The organism is Pseudomonas sp. Pseusp97 (genome assembly GCF_047304025.1).
GTDB lineage: Bacteria > Pseudomonadota > Gammaproteobacteria > Pseudomonadales > Pseudomonadaceae > Pseudomonas.
This window is the reverse complement of sequence record NZ_JBGLYK010000127.1, coordinates 1-16160: the sequence shown is the minus strand read 5'-3', so window position 1 is coordinate 16160 and position 16160 is coordinate 1. Positions and strand designations below refer to the sequence as shown.

The window sequence follows — 16160 nt, the reverse complement described above, 5'->3', positions numbered from 1 at the left end:
GGGGGGGCGCCGCCCGCCCCGCGCCGGGGGGTTGGGGGGCCTTTTGGTCGCGCGCTGCCTCCAAAACAACCCCCGGGGGGGGGGGGGTTTCGCCCACAACCCCCGCTCCTACGAAAAGCGGTCCTCACTCGGATTGAATCAGCCGCGCGGCGCGTAGGCGAAGACGTCGGCACGCATCTGGTGCGGGTCCATGCCCGCCGCCACCAGTGCATCCAGCGTGCCGTAGACCATCGCCGGCGAGCCGCTGGCGTAGACCCGCAGACCGGAGAGGTCGGCAAAATCCTCGCACACCGCTTCATGCAGGAGGCCGCAGCGCCCCTGCCAGCCGCACAGGTCGCTGACGATCCTGTGCAAGTGCAGGTTGGGCACGCTTTCCCACTGCTCCCAGTGCGGCAGCTCGTAGAAGTCTTCCGGGCGCCGCACGCCCCAGTACAGGTGTACCGGGTGAGCAAAGCCGGCGGCGCGGCAGAACTCGATAAGGCTGTGCATCTGCGCCATGCCAGTGCCGGCAGCGATCAGCACCAGCGGCCCGTCCGGCAGGTCAGCCAGGTGCGCGTCGCCAAAGGGCATCTGCACGCGGGCGAAGCGGTCGCGCTGCAACTGCGCCAACAGGTCGATGGCGCTGCTTTCACGGGCCAGGATGTGCAGCTCCAGGTCGCGCCCTTCCTGCGGCGCGGAGGCCAGGGAGAAGGCTGCCGGGTCGCTGCCCTCGCGCTCGATCAGCACATACTGGCCGGCGTGATAGCGCGGCGGCTTGCCCGCCGGGGCACGCAGGCGCACGCGCCAGACATCGCCGCCGACCGGCTCGCAGAGCGTCAGCTGGCAGGACAACTTGCGCACCGGCAGCTCGCCGGGGGCCAGCACGCCGTCCCAGTGCAGCACGCAGTCTTCCAGCGGTTCGGCCAGACAGGTGAAGAATTCGCCATGGTCGCGTACCTCGCCGTCCTGGCGCACGCGCCCCTCCACCAGCAGCGCCGCGCAGATGTGGCAGTTGCCGTTGCGGCAGCTTTGCGGGCAGTCGTAGCCCAGGCGCCGCGCACCGTCGAGGATACGTTCCCCGGGCTTCAGCTGGAGCTGGGCGCCGGAGGGTTGCAAGGTCACTTTCAAGCGCTGTTCTCGTTGTTGTTCATGTAGGAGCGAGCTTGCTCGCGAACCCAGCCACGCAGCGGGGTCATGTTCGCGAGCAAGCTCGCTCCTACAAGGTTACCCGCGCATCAATCGATGCCCAGGCTCGCCCAGATTTCGTCGACACGGCGGGTCACCGCCGGGTCCTTCTCGATCACCCGGCCCCACTCGCGGCTGGTCTCGCCCGGCCACTTGTGGGTGGCGTCCAGGCCCATCTTCGAGCCAAGACCGGAGATCGGCGAGGCGAAATCCAGGTAGTCGATCGGCGTGTTGTCGATCATCACCGTGTCGCGCTTGGGGTCCATGCGCGTGGTGATGGCCCAGATCACGTCGTTCCAGTCGCGGGCGTTGATGTCGTCGTCGGTGACGATAACGAACTTGGTGTACATGAACTGTCGCAGGAACGACCAGACACCCAGCATCACGCGCTTGGCGTGGCCGGGATACTGCTTCTTCATGGTCACCACCGCCATGCGGTAGGAGCAGCCCTCGGGCGGCAGGTAGAAGTCGGTGATCTCGGGGAACTGCTTCTGCAGGATCGGCACGAAGACTTCGTTCAGCGCCACGCCGAGGATCGCCGGCTCGTCCGGCGGGCGGCCGGTGTAGGTGCTGTGGTAGATGGGTTTCTGCCGGCGGGTGATGCGCTCGACGGTGAACACCGGGAAGCGGTCCACCTCGTTGTAGTAGCCGGTGTGGTCGCCGTACGGGCCTTCATCGGCCATCTCGCCGGGATGGATCACCCCTTCGAGGACGATCTCGGCGCTGGCCGGCACCTGCAGGTCACTGCCGATGCACTTGACCAGTTCGGTCTTGTGCCCGCGCAGCAGGCCGGCGAAGGCGTATTCGGAGAGGTTGTCCGGCACCGGCGTCACCGCGCCGAGGATGGTCGCCGGGTCCGCGCCGAGGGCCACGGCCACCGGATAGGGCTGGCCGGGGTGCTTCTGGCACCACTCGCGGAAGTCCAGCGCGCCGCCGCGATGGCTGAGCCAGCGCATGATGACCTTGTTGCGGCCGATCACCTGCTGGCGGTAGATGCCCAGGTTCTGCCGTTCCTTGTTCGGCCCGCGGGTGACCGTCAGGCCCCAGGTGATCAGCGGCGCGACGTCGCCGGGCCAGCAGGTCTGCACCGGCAGCTTCGACAGGTCGACGTCGTCGCCCTCCTCGATCACTTCCTGGCACGGCGCGTCCTTGAGGACCTTGGGCGCCATGTTGATGACCTTCTTGAAGATCGGCAGCTTCGACCAGGCGTCCTTCAGCCCCTTGGGCGGTTCGGGCTCCTTGAGGAAGGCCAGCAGCTTGCCGATCTCGCGCAGTTCGGAGACGTCCTCGGCGCCCATGCCCAGCGCCACGCGCTCGGGCGTGCCGAACAGGTTGCCGAGTACGGGGATGTCATGGCCGGTGGGCTTTTCGAACAGCAGGGCCGGGCCCTTGGCGCGCAGGGTGCGGTCGCACACCTCGGTCATTTCCAGCACCGGGGATACCGGCGCCTGGATGCGCTTGAGCTGTCCGCGCTGCTCCAGGGCAGCGATGAACTCGCGCAGGTCGCGATACTGCATGAGGATCTCGATGGCGGCAGGATGATGCGACAGTCTACCGCCTATCAGCGCCTTGCAGAAACACGAAGGCCGGGTTTCCCCGGCCTCGTTGGTCTCGCAGAGCGCTTACTTGCTGCGCTTCATGGAGTCGAAGAACTCGTCGTTGGTCTTCGTCTGGCGCAGCTTGTCCAGGAGGAATTCCACGGCGGCGATCTCGTCCATCGGGTGGAGGATCTTGCGCAGGATCCACATGCGCTGCAGCTCTTCCTCACCGGTGAGCAGCTCTTCGCGACGGGTGCCGGAGCGATTGATGTTGATCGCCGGGAACACGCGCTTTTCCGAGATGCGACGGTCGAGGATCAGTTCCGAGTTACCGGTACCCTTGAATTCCTCGTAGATCACTTCGTCCATCTTCGAGCCGGTTTCGATCAGCGCGGTGGCGAGGATGGTCAGCGAACCGCCTTCCTCGATGTTGCGCGCGGCGCCGAAGAAGCGCTTGGGCTTTTCCAGGGCGTGGGCGTCGACACCACCGGTGAGCACCTTGCCGGAGCTGGGGATCACGGTGTTGTAGGCACGCGCCAGACGGGTGATGGAGTCGAGCAGGATGATCACGTCCTTCTTGTGCTCGACCAGGCGCTTGGCCTTCTCGATCACCATCTCGGCGACCTGCACGTGGCGGGTCGGCGGCTCGTCGAAGGTGGAGGCGACCACTTCGCCGCGCACGGTGCGCTGCATCTCGGTCACTTCTTCCGGGCGCTCGTCGATCAGCAGGACGATCAGGTGGCACTCGGGATTGTTGCGGGTGATGTTCGAGGCGATGTTCTGCAGCATGATGGTCTTGCCCGCTTTCGGCGGGGCGACGATCAGGCCGCGCTGGCCCTTGCCGATCGGCGAGCAGAGGTCGATCACACGGCCGGTGAGGTCCTCGGTGGAGCCGTTGCCGGCTTCCATGGTCAGGCGCTTGGTCGGGAACAGCGGCGTCAGGTTCTCGAAGAGAATCTTGTTCTTCGCGTTCTCCGGACGATCGAAGTTGATCGAGTCGACTTTCAGCAGGGCGAAGTAACGTTCGCCTTCCTTGGGCGGCCGAATCTTGCCGATGATGGTATCGCCCGTGCGCAGGTTGAAGCGACGGATCTGGCTGGGCGAGACATAGATGTCGTCCGGGCCGGCCAGGTACGAGGAATCGGCGGAGCGCAGGAAGCCGAAGCCATCCTGGAGAATCTCCAGCACGCCGTCACCGGAGATTTCCTCGCCGCTTTTCGCGTGCTTCTTGAGCAGTGCGAAGATGATGTCCTGTTTGCGCGAACGAGCCATGTTTTCCAGGCCCATGGCATCGGACATTTCCAGCAATTCGGCAATCGGCTTTTGCTTGAGTTCGGTCAGATTCATAGAAGGGACGTAAATACGCTGAAAGGGGAAAAGGGAACAAGCGTGATGCTTGAAGAGCCGCGCCGTAGATGACGGACAGGATCGCTTGGAATTCGAATGGGAAGTGCGTCGGCGACGGCTTGCAGGGGACAACGAAATAATCGTTGTGCGCCCGAATTTAACACCCGTGTTTCGGAGCGTCTAGGGGCAATAACGAAAAAACCCCGCGTATTGGCGGGGTCTTTTCAGGACTTCTCGACTCAGATGTTGCTGTCGAGGAAGGCAGCCAGCTGCGACTTGGACAGTGCGCCGACCTTGGTCGCTTCGACGTTGCCGCCCTTGAACAGCATCAGGGTCGGAATGCCGCGCACGCCGTATTTCGGCGGGGTGTCCTGGTTCTCGTCGATGTTCAGCTTGCAGACTTTCAGCTTGCCCTGATAGTCCTTGGCGATCTCGTCGAGTACCGGGGCGATCATCTTGCACGGGCCGCACCATTCGGCCCAGTAGTCGACCAGCACGGGACCGTCGGACTTCAGTACGTCCTGCTCGAAGCTGGCATCGGTAACATTGACGATATGTTCGCTCATGTATTCTCTCCGTCAATCGGATGCGAAAAAGTGTCCGCCATCATATCCCGCCTCGGCCCACACCGAAAGGCACAGCCGATTGAGTGTATCTATCGCTGCCGCGGCGACTTCTGATCGGTGACAACCCCTTGATTGGCACTACCTGCCTAAAATGGCAGGATGTCTCCCGTATTTGTCCGGACCTGCCCCTATGCCCCATACCCCAGCCAAGACCTTTCCGATGATCGCGGCCATTGACCTTGGCTCGAACAGTTTCCACATGGTCCTGGCGAAGGCCGATCACGGCGAGATCCGCATCCTCGAGCGACTGGGCGAGAAGGTCCAGCTGGCGGCGGGCATCGGCGAGGACCGCATGCTCACCGCAGAGGCGATGCAGCGGGGCTACGACTGCCTGAAGCAGTTCGCCCAGTTCATCAACGGCATGCCGCCGGGTTCGGTACGCGTCGTGGGCACCAACGCCCTGCGCGAAGCACGCAACCGTGCCGAATTCATCCGCGTCGCCGACCAGATCCTCGGCCACCCGGTGGAAGTCATCTCCGGCCGTGAAGAGGCGCGCCTGATCTACCTGGGCGTCTCCCACACCCTGCAGGACAACCCCGGCAAGCGCCTGGTGGTCGACATCGGCGGCGGCAGCACCGAGTTCATCATCGGCCAGCAGTTCGAATCGCAACTGCGCGAGAGCCTGCAGATGGGCTGCGTGAGCTTCACCCAGCGCTATTTCAAGGACGGCAAGATCACCCCGGCGCGCTACGCGCAGGCCTACACCTCGGCCCGCCTGGAGCTGATGAGCATCGAGAACAGCCTGCGCCGCCTGGGCTGGGACGAAGCCGTCGGCGCGTCCGGCACCATCCGTGCGATCTGCCTGGCGATCCAGGCCGGCGGCCACGGCAACGGCGAGATCAACCCGGATGGCCTGGCCTGGCTCAAGCGCAAGATGTTCAAGCTGGGCGAGGTCGAGAAGCTCGACATCGACGGCATCAAGCCGGACCGCCGGCCGATCTTCCCGGCGGGCATGGCGATCCTCGAGGCGCTCTTCGACGCCCTCGAACTGACCCGCATGACCCATTCCGAAGGCGCCCTGCGCGAGGGCGTGCTCTACGACCTGCTGGGCCGCCATCACCACGAGGACGTCCGCGAGCGCACCATTGGCGCCCTCATGGAGCGCTATCACGTCGATCCGGAGCAGGCCGCGCGCGTCGAAGCCAAGGCACTGGAATCCCTGGAACAGGTCGCCAAGGCCTGGGACCTGAACGACGAGGGTCACCGCGAACTGCTGATGTGGGCCGCGCGCGTCCACGAGCTGGGCCTGGACATCGCCCACTACCACTACCACAAGCACGGCGCCTACCTGCTGGAGCATTCGGACCTCGCCGGCTTCTCGCGCCTGGACCAGCTGACCCTGGCGCTGCTGGTGCGCGGTCACCGCCGCAATATCCCGGTGGACAAGTTCAACGAGCTGGGCGATGAGGGCGACAAGCTGATCCGCCTGTGCATCGTGCTGCGCTTCGCCATCCTCTTCCACCACATCCGTGGCACCCAGGAAATGCCGGCCGTGGCGCTGAAGGCTTCCGGCAAGTCGCTGGACGTGCGCTTCGCGGACGGTTGGCTGGCCGCCAACCCGCTGACCCAGGCGGACTTCGAGCAGGAAGCCGAATGGCTCAAGCGTGTGGGCTACTCGCTCAGCGTGAGCTGATCGCCCCCACGAACGACGAAGGCCCCGGCACGCAAGCGCCGGGGCTTTTTCATTTCGAACGCCAGACCCGGCATGATCTGTAGGAGCGAGCTTGCTCGCGAACAGCTCCCGCTGCGAGCCAGGGGTTCGCGAGCAAGCTCGCTCCTACGAAGAGCATGCGTGCCCCCATGAAAAAGCCCTGCCAAGGCAGGGCTTTCTTGTGCAGCGACAGCCAATCAGCGAACGCTGATCACCGGAGTGCAAAGGCGCTCCAGCAGGGTCGCCTGCGCATTGCGGGCGTTCTGGTTGCCGCTCGGGCTCTGGCGCACGTAGCTGCCGTCGGACTGCAGTACCCAGGCCTGGGTGTTGTCGGTCAGGTACGACTCCAGCTCCTTCTTCACCCGCAGCACGAGCTTCTTGCCTTCCACCGGGAAGCAGGTCTCCACACGCATGTCGAGGTTGCGCTCCATCCAGTCGGCGCTGGAGAGATAGAGCTTCTCCTCGCCGCCATTGAGGAAGTAGTAGATCCGGCTGTGCTCCAGGAAGCGGCCGATGATCGAGCGCACCTGGATGTTGTGCGACACGCCCGGCACGCCCGGACGCAGGCAGCACATGCCACGCACCACCAGGTCGATCTTCACGCCGGCCTGGCTGGCCTTGTACAGCGCGCGGATGACCTTGGCGTCGGTCAGCGAGTTGACCTTGGCCATGATGTGCGCCGGCTTGCCCTCGGCAGCCTGGGCGGCCTCGCGGTTGATCATCTCCAGCAGGTTCTTCTTCAGGGTGAAGGGCGCGTGCAGGAGCTTCTTCATGCGCAGGGTCTTGCCCATGCCGATCAGCTGGTTGAACAGCTTGTGCAGGTCCTCGCAGAGCGCCACGTCGGCGGTCAGCAGGCTGTAGTCGGTGTACAGGCGGGCGTTGCCGGCGTGGTAGTTGCCGGTGCCCAGGTGCGCATAGCGGCGCAGTTCGCCGTCCTCGCGACGCAGGATCAGCATCATCTTGGCGTGGGTCTTGAAGCCGACCACACCGTAGATCACCACCGCACCGGCCTGCTGCAGGCGGCTGGCCAGCTGCAGGTTGGACTCCTCGTCGAAGCGCGCCCGCAGCTCGATCACCACGGTCACTTCCTTGCCATTGCGCGCGGCTTCCACCAGCGCGTCGACGATCTCCGAGTTGGCCCCGGAGCGGTACAGCGTCTGCTTGATCGCCAGCACGCTGGGGTCCTTGGCGGCCTGGCGCAGCAGGTCGACCACCGGGGTGAAGGACTCGAACGGGTGCATCAGCAGCACGTCGAGCTTGCCCAGGACGTTGAACAGGTTTTCCTTCTTCTGCAGCAGCTTGGGAATCGCCGGGGTGAACGGCGGCGACTGCAGCTCGGGATGACTGGCGAGGCCGGTGACGCTGAACAGGCGGGTCAGGTTGACCGGCCCGCTGACCTTGTACAGCTCGGTCTCGGACAGGCCGAACTGCTTGAGCAGGTAGTTCGACAGGTGCGTCGGGCAGGTGTCCACCACCTCCAGGCGCACCGCATCGCCGTAGCGCCGCGAGAACAGCTCGCCACGCAGGGCGCGGGCCAGGTCCTCGACGTCCTCGGCGTCCACCGAGAGGTCGGCGTTACGGGTCAGGCGGAACTGATAGCAGCCCTTCACCTTCATGCCGTGGAACAGATCGTCGGCGTGGGCGTGGATCATCGACGAGAGGAACACGTAGTTGTCGCCGGGGCCGGCGACGTCTTCCGGCAGGCGGATGATCCGCGGCAGCGAACGCGGCGCCGGGATGATCGCCAGGCCCGAATCGCGGCCGAAGGCGTCCAGGCCTTCGAGCTCGACCATGAAGTTCAGGCTCTTGTTCACCAGCAGCGGGAACGGGTGGGTCGGGTCGAGACCGATCGGGGTGACGATGGGCGCGATCTCGTCGCGGAAGAAGCGACGGACCCAGGCCTTGATCTTCGGCGTCCAGTAGCGGCGGCGGATGAAGCGGATGTCGTGCTTGGCCAGCTCCGGCAAGAGGATGTCGTTGAGGATGCTGTACTGGCGACCGACCTGCTCGTGCACCTGCTCGCTGATGCGCGCCAGCGCCTGGTGCGGCAGCAGGCCGTCGGCGCCGGCCTGTTCGCGGGCGAAGGTGATCTGCTTCTTCAGGCCGGCGACGCGGATCTCGAAGAACTCGTCGAGGTTGCTGGAGAAGATCAGCAGGAACTTCAGGCGTTCGAGCAGGGGATAGGACTCATCCAGCGCCTGTTCCAGCACGCGGATGTTGAACTGCAGCTGCGAGAGCTCGCGATGAATGTAGAGGGCACTGTCGTCCACGTTGATCGCCGGAACTGCCGGTTCGACAGGCGGCGGCGTCGGCTCGGCGACCTCCTCCACGACGACTTCGGTGATTTCAGCGGTGGTGTCGGCTTCGATAACTTCGGTTTCGCTAATGCCTTCGGTATTCATCGCGGGTCTCATCGTCGGAGGGGTTAGCCCCCGCTTTTCAATTGTTGTGCGGCGCGCTTGGCGAAGTAGGTCAGGATGCCATCTGCGCCCGCGCGTTTGAAGGCCAGCAGCGATTCGAGGATCACCGCCTCGCTGAGCCAGCCGTTGTTGATCGCGGCCATGTGCATCGCGTACTCGCCGCTGACCTGGTAGACAAAGGTCGGCGCGCGGAATTCGTCCTTGGCGCGGCGAACGATGTCGAGATACGGCATGCCCGGCTTGACCATGATCATGTCCGCGCCCTCGGCGAGGTCGGCATAGATCTCGTGCAGCGCTTCGTCGCTGTTGGCCGGGTCCATCTGGTAGGTGGCCTTGTTGCCCTTGCCCAGGTTGGCGGCGGAGCCGACGGCGTCGCGGAACGGGCCGTAATAGGCGCTGGCGTACTTGGCCGAGTAGGCCATGATGCGGGTGTTGATGTGCCCGGTGGATTCCAGGGCCTCGCGGATCGCGCCGATACGGCCGTCCATCATGTCCGAGGGAGCCACGACCTGCGCACCGGCCTCGGCGTGGGACAGCGCCTGTTTGACCAGCACATCGACGGAAATATCGTTCAGGACGTAGCCGTCCTCGTCGAGGATGCCGTCCTGGCCGTGGCTGGTGAACGGGTCCAGCGCCACGTCGGTGATGATGCCCAGTTCCGGGAAGCGCTCGCGCAGGGCACGGGTGGCGCGCTGGGCAATGCCGTCGGGGTTGAAGGCTTCTGCGCCATCAAGGGACTTCTTCTCCAGCGGGGTCACCGGGAACAGCGCCAGCGCCGGGATACCCAGTTCCACCAGCTCTTCGGCTTCCTTGAGCAGCAGGTCGATCGACAGGCGCTCCACACCGGGCATCGAGGGCACCGCTTCACGCTGGTTCTTGCCGTCGAGGACGAACACCGGAAGGATCAGGTCGTTGGCGGTCAGGACATTTTCGCGAACCAGACGACGGGAAAATTCGTCGCGACGGTTGCGACGCAGTCGAGTGAAGGGGAAGGCACGATCGGCAGGAACGAAGCTCACGGCGTACTCCAGGGCCTGATGCAGCAGGCACAGTCTGACAGTTATAGCCCTGAATTATGACCGATTGGTAACAACCGGTAACAGTGACCCTTGGTCGCGGCAACCTGCCGCAGCGGCAGGCTGCCGCTCTGCACCGGCACAGACTTGTTCCAGGTCAGTCGAGCGGACTGGAGTGCCTTCCCCCCGGACGACAACCGGGTTAGGCTTCGCGTTCATTTCGCTGCGTTGCCTCGATAATGCTCCAACAATTCCTGCAGGATTTCGGCTACTTCGCCCTGTTTCTCGGCACGTTCTTCGAGGGTGAGACCATTCTGGTGCTGGCCGGCTTCCTGGCTTTCCGCGGCTACATGCAGCTGGAGTACGTCATCGCGGTGGCTTTCTTCGGCAGTTACGCCGGTGACCAGCTCTGGTATTTCCTCGGTCGTCGCCACGGTCGCAAGCTGCTCGCGCGCAAACCGCGCTGGCAGAAGATGGGCGACAAGGCGCTGGAGCACGTGCGCAAGCATCCCGACCTGTGGGTGCTGAGCTTCCGCTTCGTCTACGGCCTGCGCACCGTGATGCCGGTGGCCATCGGCCTGTCCGGCTATCCGCCGGCGCGCTACCTGCTGCTCAACGGAATCGGCGCCATCGTCTGGGCCACGGTGCTGGGCAGCGCTGCCTTCTACTTCGGCAGCGTGCTCGAAGGCGTACTGGGCAATATCAAGAAGTACGAGCTCATGGTCCTGGGCGGCCTCGTGGTGATCGGCCTGCTGTTCTGGCTTCACCGCCGCTACAAGGCTTCCAAGGCCGACTGATCACGCCACCTGCGGCTCGCGCTCGGCGCGCCGCAAGCCCGACAGGCCCATAAGGCTGGCCAGCGAATACACCGCCAGGGCCCAGGGCGTCCACTGCGGCAATTCGATCCCACCCCACAGCGCCAGCGCCCAAACTGCCGGCACGTTCAGTGCCAATCGCAGCAATTCAACACGCAGCGCCCAGGCGCGGTTCTCCAGCCAGCCGCCAATGGCGTAGAGCCCGAAGGCCATCCAGCTCCAGCCGATCACCAGCGGCAACACCCGCCAGCCCTCCCCCACGCCCAGAAGCCAGGTGCCGATCACCACGTAAGTGGCGAACTGCAGGCCGGCGTACCACTGCCGGCCGCGAGTGAGCGGCACGTCGAACTTGCGAAAGCCCGCCAGGTCCGGCTTGTCCATCGGGTAACGCTGGGCGACATCCTCGGGGCGCCAGCCGGTGCGCATGAACCAGATACGCAGCTTGTCCCGGACTTTGCTGGCACGGCGCGCGTCGTGCCACAGGTGTGCGTACACCTGCAGATTGGCCCACAGCGGATTCCAGCTGGCCAGCGGCACGGTCACGCCGAACACCACTGGCTCCTCGTCCAGTTCCTCCTGGAAAGTGCCGAACAGGCGGTCCCAGACGATGAACACGCCGCCGTAGTTGCGATCCATGTAGACCGGGTTCTGCGCGTGGTGCACGCGGTGGTTGGACGGGGTGATGAAGATCCATTCGAACCAGCCCAGCTTGGGGATATGCCGGGTGTGCACCCAGAACTGGTAGAGCAGGTTCAGCGCGCCGACGGTGAGGAACACCAGCGGCGGCACGCCGGCGATGGCCATGGGCAGATAGAAGATCCAGCTGAAGAGGAAACCCGTGCTGGTCTGCCGCAGTGCGGTGGACAGGTTGTAGTCCTCGCTCTGGTGATGCACCGAGTGCGCGGCCCAGAGCACGTTGCGCTCATGGCCCAGGCGGTGGTTCCAGTAGTAGCAGAAGTCGTAGAAGACAAAGGCGAACACCCAGACCCAGGGGCTCTGGGCGGACAGCTCGAAGAGCGCCAGGTACTGCCAGGCAAGGGCGTAGGTGAGCACCGCCAGGCCCTTGGTCAGCAGGCCGCTGGTAGTGGACAGCACGCCGGCACTGAGGCTGTTCAGCGCATCGCTCAGACGATAGGTGCGCATGCCTCGCCAGCGGTCGGCGAGCAGCTCCAGGGCGATCAGGAGGAAAAAGAAGGGTACGGCGAAGAGGATGTAGTTCATGGCGCGGCCGAGTCGTTATGCTTATGGGAAGGCCTCAGGGCTCTGCGCCCTGATGAGTGATCCTAGCCCCTACTTCCGCGCCGGCCCCGACCGCCGGCGACAACCCGGGCGGCATATCGCGACACGCCCGGCATCCTCGAACAGGAGCAGTTCATGCAGAAGAAAGTTGCCGTCATCCTCTCCGGCTGCGGCGTCTATGACGGCGCCGAGATCCACGAAAGCGTGATCACCCTGCTGCGTCTTTCCCAGCGCGGCGCCAAGGTGCAGTGCTTCGCCCCGGACATCGCCCAGCACCACGTGGTCAACCACCTCACCGGCGAGGAAACGGCCGAAAGCCGCAACGTGCTGGTGGAGTCCGCGCGCATCGCCCGTGGCGAGGTGAAGGACGTCCGCGAAGCCAGGGTCGAGGACTTCGATGCCCTGATCGTCCCCGGCGGCTTCGGCGCGGCAAAGAACCTCAGCGACTTCGCCTTCAAGGGCGACCAGTGCGAAGTGCAGCCGGACGTACTGGCGCTGGCCAAGGCCTTCGCCGCGGCGAAGAAGCCGGTCGGCCTGATCTGCATCGCTCCGGCCATGGCCGCGCGCATCTACGGTGCCGGCGTGGAATGCACCATCGGCACCGACGAGGGCACTGCCCAGGCGCTGACCAGCATGGGCGCCAAGCATGTGGACTGCTCCGTGGAAGACATAGTCGAGGACAAGGACCACAAGCTGGTCACCACTCCGGCCTACATGCTCGCGCAATCCATCGCCGAAGCCGCCAGCGGCATCAACAAGGCGGTGGACCGGGTGCTGGAGCTGGCCTGAACAAAACAGCTGAGAGCTGAGTGGCCTTTGATCTCGTAGGAGCGGACCTTGTCCGCGAAAGGTCGGAATCGCGCCGGATGTCTTCGCGGACAAGGTCCGCTCCTACGAAAAGCCTCGTTCCAAAACGAGAACACCCGGCAATGCCGGGCGTTTTCATTCAGGGCCTGCGAGCTTCTGCCTCGCGCATCAGCCGCGTCAGCAGCCGGTCCAGACTGTTGGCGAAAGCCTGCTTGTCCTTGTCTGCGTAGGGCGCCTGCCCTCCTCCGACCTGGCCCTGCTCGCGCAGGTCGGTGAACAGGTTGCGCACCGCCAGGCGTTCCCCCATGTTCTTCTCGTCGAACTCGCGGCCGCGCGGGTCCAGCGCATCGACACCCTTCTTCACCAGCCGGTCGGCCAGCGGCACATCGCTGCAGATCACCAGGTCGCCGGGCTCGGCCTGTTCCACCAGGTAATCGTCGGCGGCGTCCATCCCGCTGGGCACCACCACCAGGCTGACGCAGGCGAACGGCGGCTTGGCCACGGGCTGGCCGGCGACCATCACCACCTCCAGCTTGCGCTTGAGGGCGAACTTCGCCACCAGTTCCTTGGCCGCACGCGGACAGGCGTCGGCATCGATCCAGATACGCATAATCGGAAAACCAATCTCCAGAAAGCACGACGGCCAGTATCGCACTGGCCGTCGTGTGTCGCTCGGCTATCGCCTCAGGAGGAGGCAACCTCGGCGGCCTTGCGGCGCTCGGAGAAGTAGCTGCGCCCGTAGAGCACGACCACCGCCAGCAGCGCCAATGCCTGCGCCGACAGCGAGTAGGCGTCGGCCTTGATGCCGAGCCAGTCGAAGTCGAAGAACGGCACCGGGCGGGTGCCGATCACGCCGGCTTCCTGCAGGGCCACCACGCCGTGGCCGGCGAAGACCACCGACAGGGCACAGAGCAGCGCGGCGTTGACGGTGAAGAACAGCTTCAGCGGCAGCTTCGCCGAACCGCGCAGGATCACGAAGGCGATGGCGATGAGGATCACCACGGCGGTACCGGCACCGGCGATCACCGCGTTGTGCCCGGCAGGGCCGGCCTGCAGCCAGAGGGTCTCGTAGAACAGGATGACCTCGAACAGCTCGCGGTAGACCGAGAAGAACGCCAGCACCGCAAAGCCGAAGCGACCACCGCCGCCCACCAGGCTGCTGCGGATATAGTCCTGCCAGGCGGCGGCGTGGCGGCGGTCGTGCATCCACACGCCGAGCCAGAGCACCATCACGCAGGCGAACAGCGAGGTGAAACCTTCCATCAACTCGCGCTGGGCGCCGCCGATGTCGATGACATAGGCCGCCACCGCCCAGGTGGCGAAGCCGGCGACGAAGGCCAGGCCCCAGCCGATATGGACGCCGCGCACGGCTCGCTCCTGCCCGGTGTTGCGCAGGAAGGCGAGGATGGCGGCCAGCACCAGGATTGCCTCGACGCCTTCGCGCAGGAGGATCAGCAGGGCCGAGACGAAGCTGATGGATGTGCTCAGCGAGTCACCGCTCAAGGCCTTGGCGGCGTCGGCCAGCTTGGCCTTGGCCAGCTCCAGCTGCTGCGCCACTTCGGCCTCCGGCAGGCCGTCGCGCAGCGCCTGACGGTAAGCCATCAGCTGCTTCTCGGTGGCCTTGCGCAGGTCGGCATCGACGTTGTCCAGCGAGCTTTCCACCAGCTCGAAGCCTTCCAGATAGGCCGCCACCGACAGGTCGTACGCCTGGTCGTGATCGCCGGAGCGGTACACGGCGAAGCTCTTGTCCAGGGTCGCGGTGGTGTAGTCGATCTGCTGCGCCGGGCCGCGGTGCTCCAGCGGCGGGTGCGCGCGCAGGGCACGGAAGCTCTCGGCCGCCGCTTCGCCATCGCGCTCGGCGACTTCTGCCGGAGTCTGGGTCGCGAGGGTGCCCAGCGGGTAGGCGTGGGCTGGATCCACCTTGGCCGGGCCGGCGCTGAGGCCGGCGATATAAGCAGCCAGATCCCAGCGCTGACGCTCGTCGAGCTGGTCGGCGAAGGCCGGCATGTCGGTGCCGGAAACGCCCAGGCCGATGACGTTGCGCAGGTCGTACAGGCTCAGATGGTCGAGGCGCGCGCGATCGGTCAGGTTGGCCGGCGGCGGCTCCAGGCCGATGCCCGCCGGGCCGTCGCCCTTGCCGGCGTCACCATGGCAGATCGAACACTGCTGGGTGTAGATCTCGGCGGCGCGGGTGGGGTCCGGGGTGATCGAGGGCGTCTGCACCACCTGGTAGATATCGGCGACGCGCACCTCCAGGTGACGGGCCTGCTGGGCGACCTGCTTGCCTGGCTGGCGCTGCTCGATGGCCTGCCTGAGGCTGGCGGCGTCCTTTTCCAGGTCGGCGCGCTGGGGGACGGCCGGCAGGGTCAGGATCAGCGCCTGCAGATTGCCGACGAACTCCACTTGCTCCTTGTATTCGCTTTCATCGATGACCTTGCTGTCGGCGACGGTGGCGGGATAGTCGGCAGCGAGGTAGCTGAGCAGGTGGAGGGCTTGGGAGGGGTCGACAACCGTGTCGGCGTTGGCTCCAAGGCTGAAGAGGCCGACCAGCGGCAACAGCCAGATAAACAGTTTGGAGGGGCGCATACGGAAAGCTAAATGAGAATGAAAGAGGTTAAATTGTCACCTCAGGTTTCCGTCTATGCAAGGAGAAAGTGTCCCGCCCCTCTGCATCCGAAGCATCCACGGGACGCTCCGGAGGCAGGCCAATCACCTTCAGGCCGGCGCGCGGCGGACGGTGGCGAGCAGTGCGGCGGCGCCCACGAACAGGGTGGCGAAAGTCCGATTCATCACCCGCTGCTGGCGCTGCGAACGCAGGGCGCGCAGCACCCGGGCGGCCAGGCCGGTGTAGCCGGCCATGACGATCAGGTCCACGGTGATCATGGTCGCGCCCATGATCACGTACTGGATCGCCATCGGACGATGCGGGTCGACGAACTGCGGCAGTACCGCGAGCATGAAGATCACTGCCTTGGGGTTGCTGGCGTTGACCAGGAAGCCGCGCAGCACCAGGGTCAGCGGCCGGCCGATGGGGCGCTCGCCGCTCGCCGCCATCACCTGCGGAGCAGCCGTCCACTGGCGGTACGCGAGGTAGACCAGGTAGACCACGCCGAACCACTTGATCGCGCTGAACGCCACGGCCGAAGCCGAGAGCAGCGCGCCGACACCGGCGGCGACGATGGCGATCTGCAGTGCCAGGCCGATCTGCAGGCCCAGGGCGTTCCAGTAGCCGCGCCAGAAACCGTATTGCAGTCCACAGGACATCGAGGCAATGGCCCCGGCGCCGGGCGACAGGCTGATCACCCAGCAGGCGATGAAGAAGGCGAACCAGGTACTGGCGAGCATTGGCAGACCTCACGACGCCCAGGCGGGCGCAATAATTTGTTACGGGCAGCCAGTGTGCCTCAGTCGCGGCGACTCGCCCAGCGTTGCCGATAACGGTGGGGGGAGCCTGGATGAAGGTGGGGGACCTGTAGGAGCGAGCTTGCTCGCGAACAGAGACGCCCGGCGACACTTGCGCTGGGCGTCTCTGTTCGC

The 16160-nt window shown here is 65.2% G+C and carries 13 protein-coding genes; 3 read left to right on the top strand and 10 right to left on the bottom strand.

Annotated elements, in window-relative coordinates; translation table 11 throughout:
• Positions 1 to 138 precede the first annotated feature (138 nt).
• From ACCC94_RS19340 to trxA, 4 genes are all read right to left on the bottom strand, one after another.
• Positions 139 to 1107: a CDP-6-deoxy-delta-3,4-glucoseen reductase gene (locus ACCC94_RS19340; protein ID WP_413351110.1), complete on the bottom strand. Its 969-nt coding sequence runs from the start codon at positions 1105 to 1107 to the stop codon at positions 139 to 141.
• 107 nt (positions 1108 to 1214) lie between these two features.
• Positions 1215 to 2681, bottom strand: a complete 1467-nt coding sequence (ubiD, locus tag ACCC94_RS19335; protein WP_413351109.1) for a 4-hydroxy-3-polyprenylbenzoate decarboxylase — start codon at positions 2679 to 2681, stop codon at positions 1215 to 1217.
• Positions 2682 to 2786: 105 nt separating this feature from the next.
• Entirely contained in the window at positions 2787 to 4049 is a 1263-nt protein-coding gene (rho, locus tag ACCC94_RS19330) for a transcription termination factor Rho (protein ID WP_015475046.1), read from the bottom strand.
• A 239-nt stretch (positions 4050 to 4288) separates the two neighbouring features.
• Positions 4289 to 4615 carry a thioredoxin TrxA gene (trxA, locus tag ACCC94_RS19325; protein ID WP_015475045.1) on the bottom strand — a complete coding sequence of 109 codons (327 nt, stop codon included), beginning with the start codon at positions 4613 to 4615 and terminating at the stop codon, positions 4289 to 4291.
• A 190-nt stretch (positions 4616 to 4805) separates the two neighbouring features.
• Between trxA and ppx the strand changes: the two genes are divergently transcribed.
• Positions 4806 to 6308, top strand: coding sequence for an exopolyphosphatase (ppx, locus tag ACCC94_RS19320; RefSeq protein ID WP_413351108.1), 1503 nt, complete (start codon positions 4806 to 4808; stop codon positions 6306 to 6308).
• A gap of 215 nt (positions 6309 to 6523) precedes the next feature.
• Here ppx and ppk1 read toward each other — a convergent pair whose 3' ends face one another.
• Both ppk1 and hemB read right to left on the bottom strand, forming a co-directional pair.
• Positions 6524 to 8728 carry a polyphosphate kinase 1 gene (gene ppk1, locus ACCC94_RS19315; RefSeq protein ID WP_413351107.1) on the bottom strand — a complete coding sequence of 735 codons (2205 nt, stop codon included), beginning with the start codon at positions 8726 to 8728 and terminating at the stop codon, positions 6524 to 6526.
• A 23-nt stretch (positions 8729 to 8751) separates the two neighbouring features.
• Positions 8752 to 9765, bottom strand: a complete 1014-nt coding sequence (gene hemB, locus ACCC94_RS19310) for a porphobilinogen synthase (RefSeq protein WP_413351106.1) — start codon at positions 9763 to 9765, stop codon at positions 8752 to 8754.
• A gap of 233 nt (positions 9766 to 9998) precedes the next feature.
• Between hemB and ACCC94_RS19305 the strand changes: the two genes are divergently transcribed.
• Entirely contained in the window at positions 9999 to 10559 is a 561-nt protein-coding gene (locus tag ACCC94_RS19305; protein WP_413351111.1) for a DedA family protein, read from the top strand.
• Here the strand turns inward: ACCC94_RS19305 and ACCC94_RS19300 are convergent, their stop codons facing one another.
• Positions 10560 to 11798, bottom strand: coding sequence for a sterol desaturase family protein (locus ACCC94_RS19300; protein ID WP_413351105.1), 1239 nt, complete (start codon positions 11796 to 11798; stop codon positions 10560 to 10562).
• Positions 11799 to 11951: 153 nt separating this feature from the next.
• On the opposite strand from ACCC94_RS19300, the gene elbB reads away from it, so the two are divergent.
• On the top strand, positions 11952 to 12605 hold the full coding sequence (gene elbB, locus ACCC94_RS19295) for an isoprenoid biosynthesis glyoxalase ElbB (RefSeq protein WP_413351104.1): 654 nt from the start codon (positions 11952 to 11954) through the stop codon (positions 12603 to 12605).
• 157 nt (positions 12606 to 12762) lie between these two features.
• On the opposite strand, the gene ACCC94_RS19290 is transcribed toward elbB, so the two are convergent.
• The 3 genes from ACCC94_RS19290 to ACCC94_RS19280 form a co-directional block, all read right to left on the bottom strand.
• Positions 12763 to 13233: a YaiI/YqxD family protein gene (locus ACCC94_RS19290; protein WP_413351103.1), complete on the bottom strand. Its 471-nt coding sequence runs from the start codon at positions 13231 to 13233 to the stop codon at positions 12763 to 12765.
• A gap of 74 nt (positions 13234 to 13307) precedes the next feature.
• On the bottom strand, positions 13308 to 15209 hold the full coding sequence (locus tag ACCC94_RS19285) for an FTR1 family protein (protein ID WP_413351102.1): 1902 nt from the start codon (positions 15207 to 15209) through the stop codon (positions 13308 to 13310).
• Positions 15210 to 15338: 129 nt separating this feature from the next.
• Positions 15339 to 15968, bottom strand: coding sequence for a LysE family transporter (locus tag ACCC94_RS19280; RefSeq protein WP_054910211.1), 630 nt, complete (start codon positions 15966 to 15968; stop codon positions 15339 to 15341).
• Between the last annotated feature and the right edge of the window lie 192 nt (positions 15969 to 16160).

Bases quoted from the DNA above. Each gene is read 5' to 3' on its own strand.
- rho (WP_015475046.1), bottom strand. From the start codon at position 4,049: ATGAATCTGACCGAACTCAAGCAAAAGCCGATTGCCGAATTGCTGGAA.
- ppx (WP_413351108.1), top strand. From the start codon at position 4,806: ATGCCCCATACCCCAGCCAAGACCTTTCCGATGATCGCGGCCATTGAC.
- ACCC94_RS19280 (WP_054910211.1), bottom strand. From the start codon at position 15,968: ATGCTCGCCAGTACCTGGTTCGCCTTCTTCATCGCCTGCTGGGTGATC.
- ubiD (WP_413351109.1), bottom strand. From the start codon at position 2,681: ATGCAGTATCGCGACCTGCGCGAGTTCATCGCTGCCCTGGAGCAGCGC.
- elbB (WP_413351104.1), top strand. From the start codon at position 11,952: ATGCAGAAGAAAGTTGCCGTCATCCTCTCCGGCTGCGGCGTCTATGAC.
- ACCC94_RS19285 (WP_413351102.1), bottom strand. From the start codon at position 15,209: ATGCGCCCCTCCAAACTGTTTATCTGGCTGTTGCCGCTGGTCGGCCTC.
- ppk1 (WP_413351107.1), bottom strand. From the start codon at position 8,728: ATGAATACCGAAGGCATTAGCGAAACCGAAGTTATCGAAGCCGACACC.
- trxA (WP_015475045.1), bottom strand. From the start codon at position 4,615: ATGAGCGAACATATCGTCAATGTTACCGATGCCAGCTTCGAGCAGGAC.
- ACCC94_RS19300 (WP_413351105.1), bottom strand. From the start codon at position 11,798: ATGAACTACATCCTCTTCGCCGTACCCTTCTTTTTCCTCCTGATCGCC.
- ACCC94_RS19290 (WP_413351103.1), bottom strand. From the start codon at position 13,233: ATGCGTATCTGGATCGATGCCGACGCCTGTCCGCGTGCGGCCAAGGAA.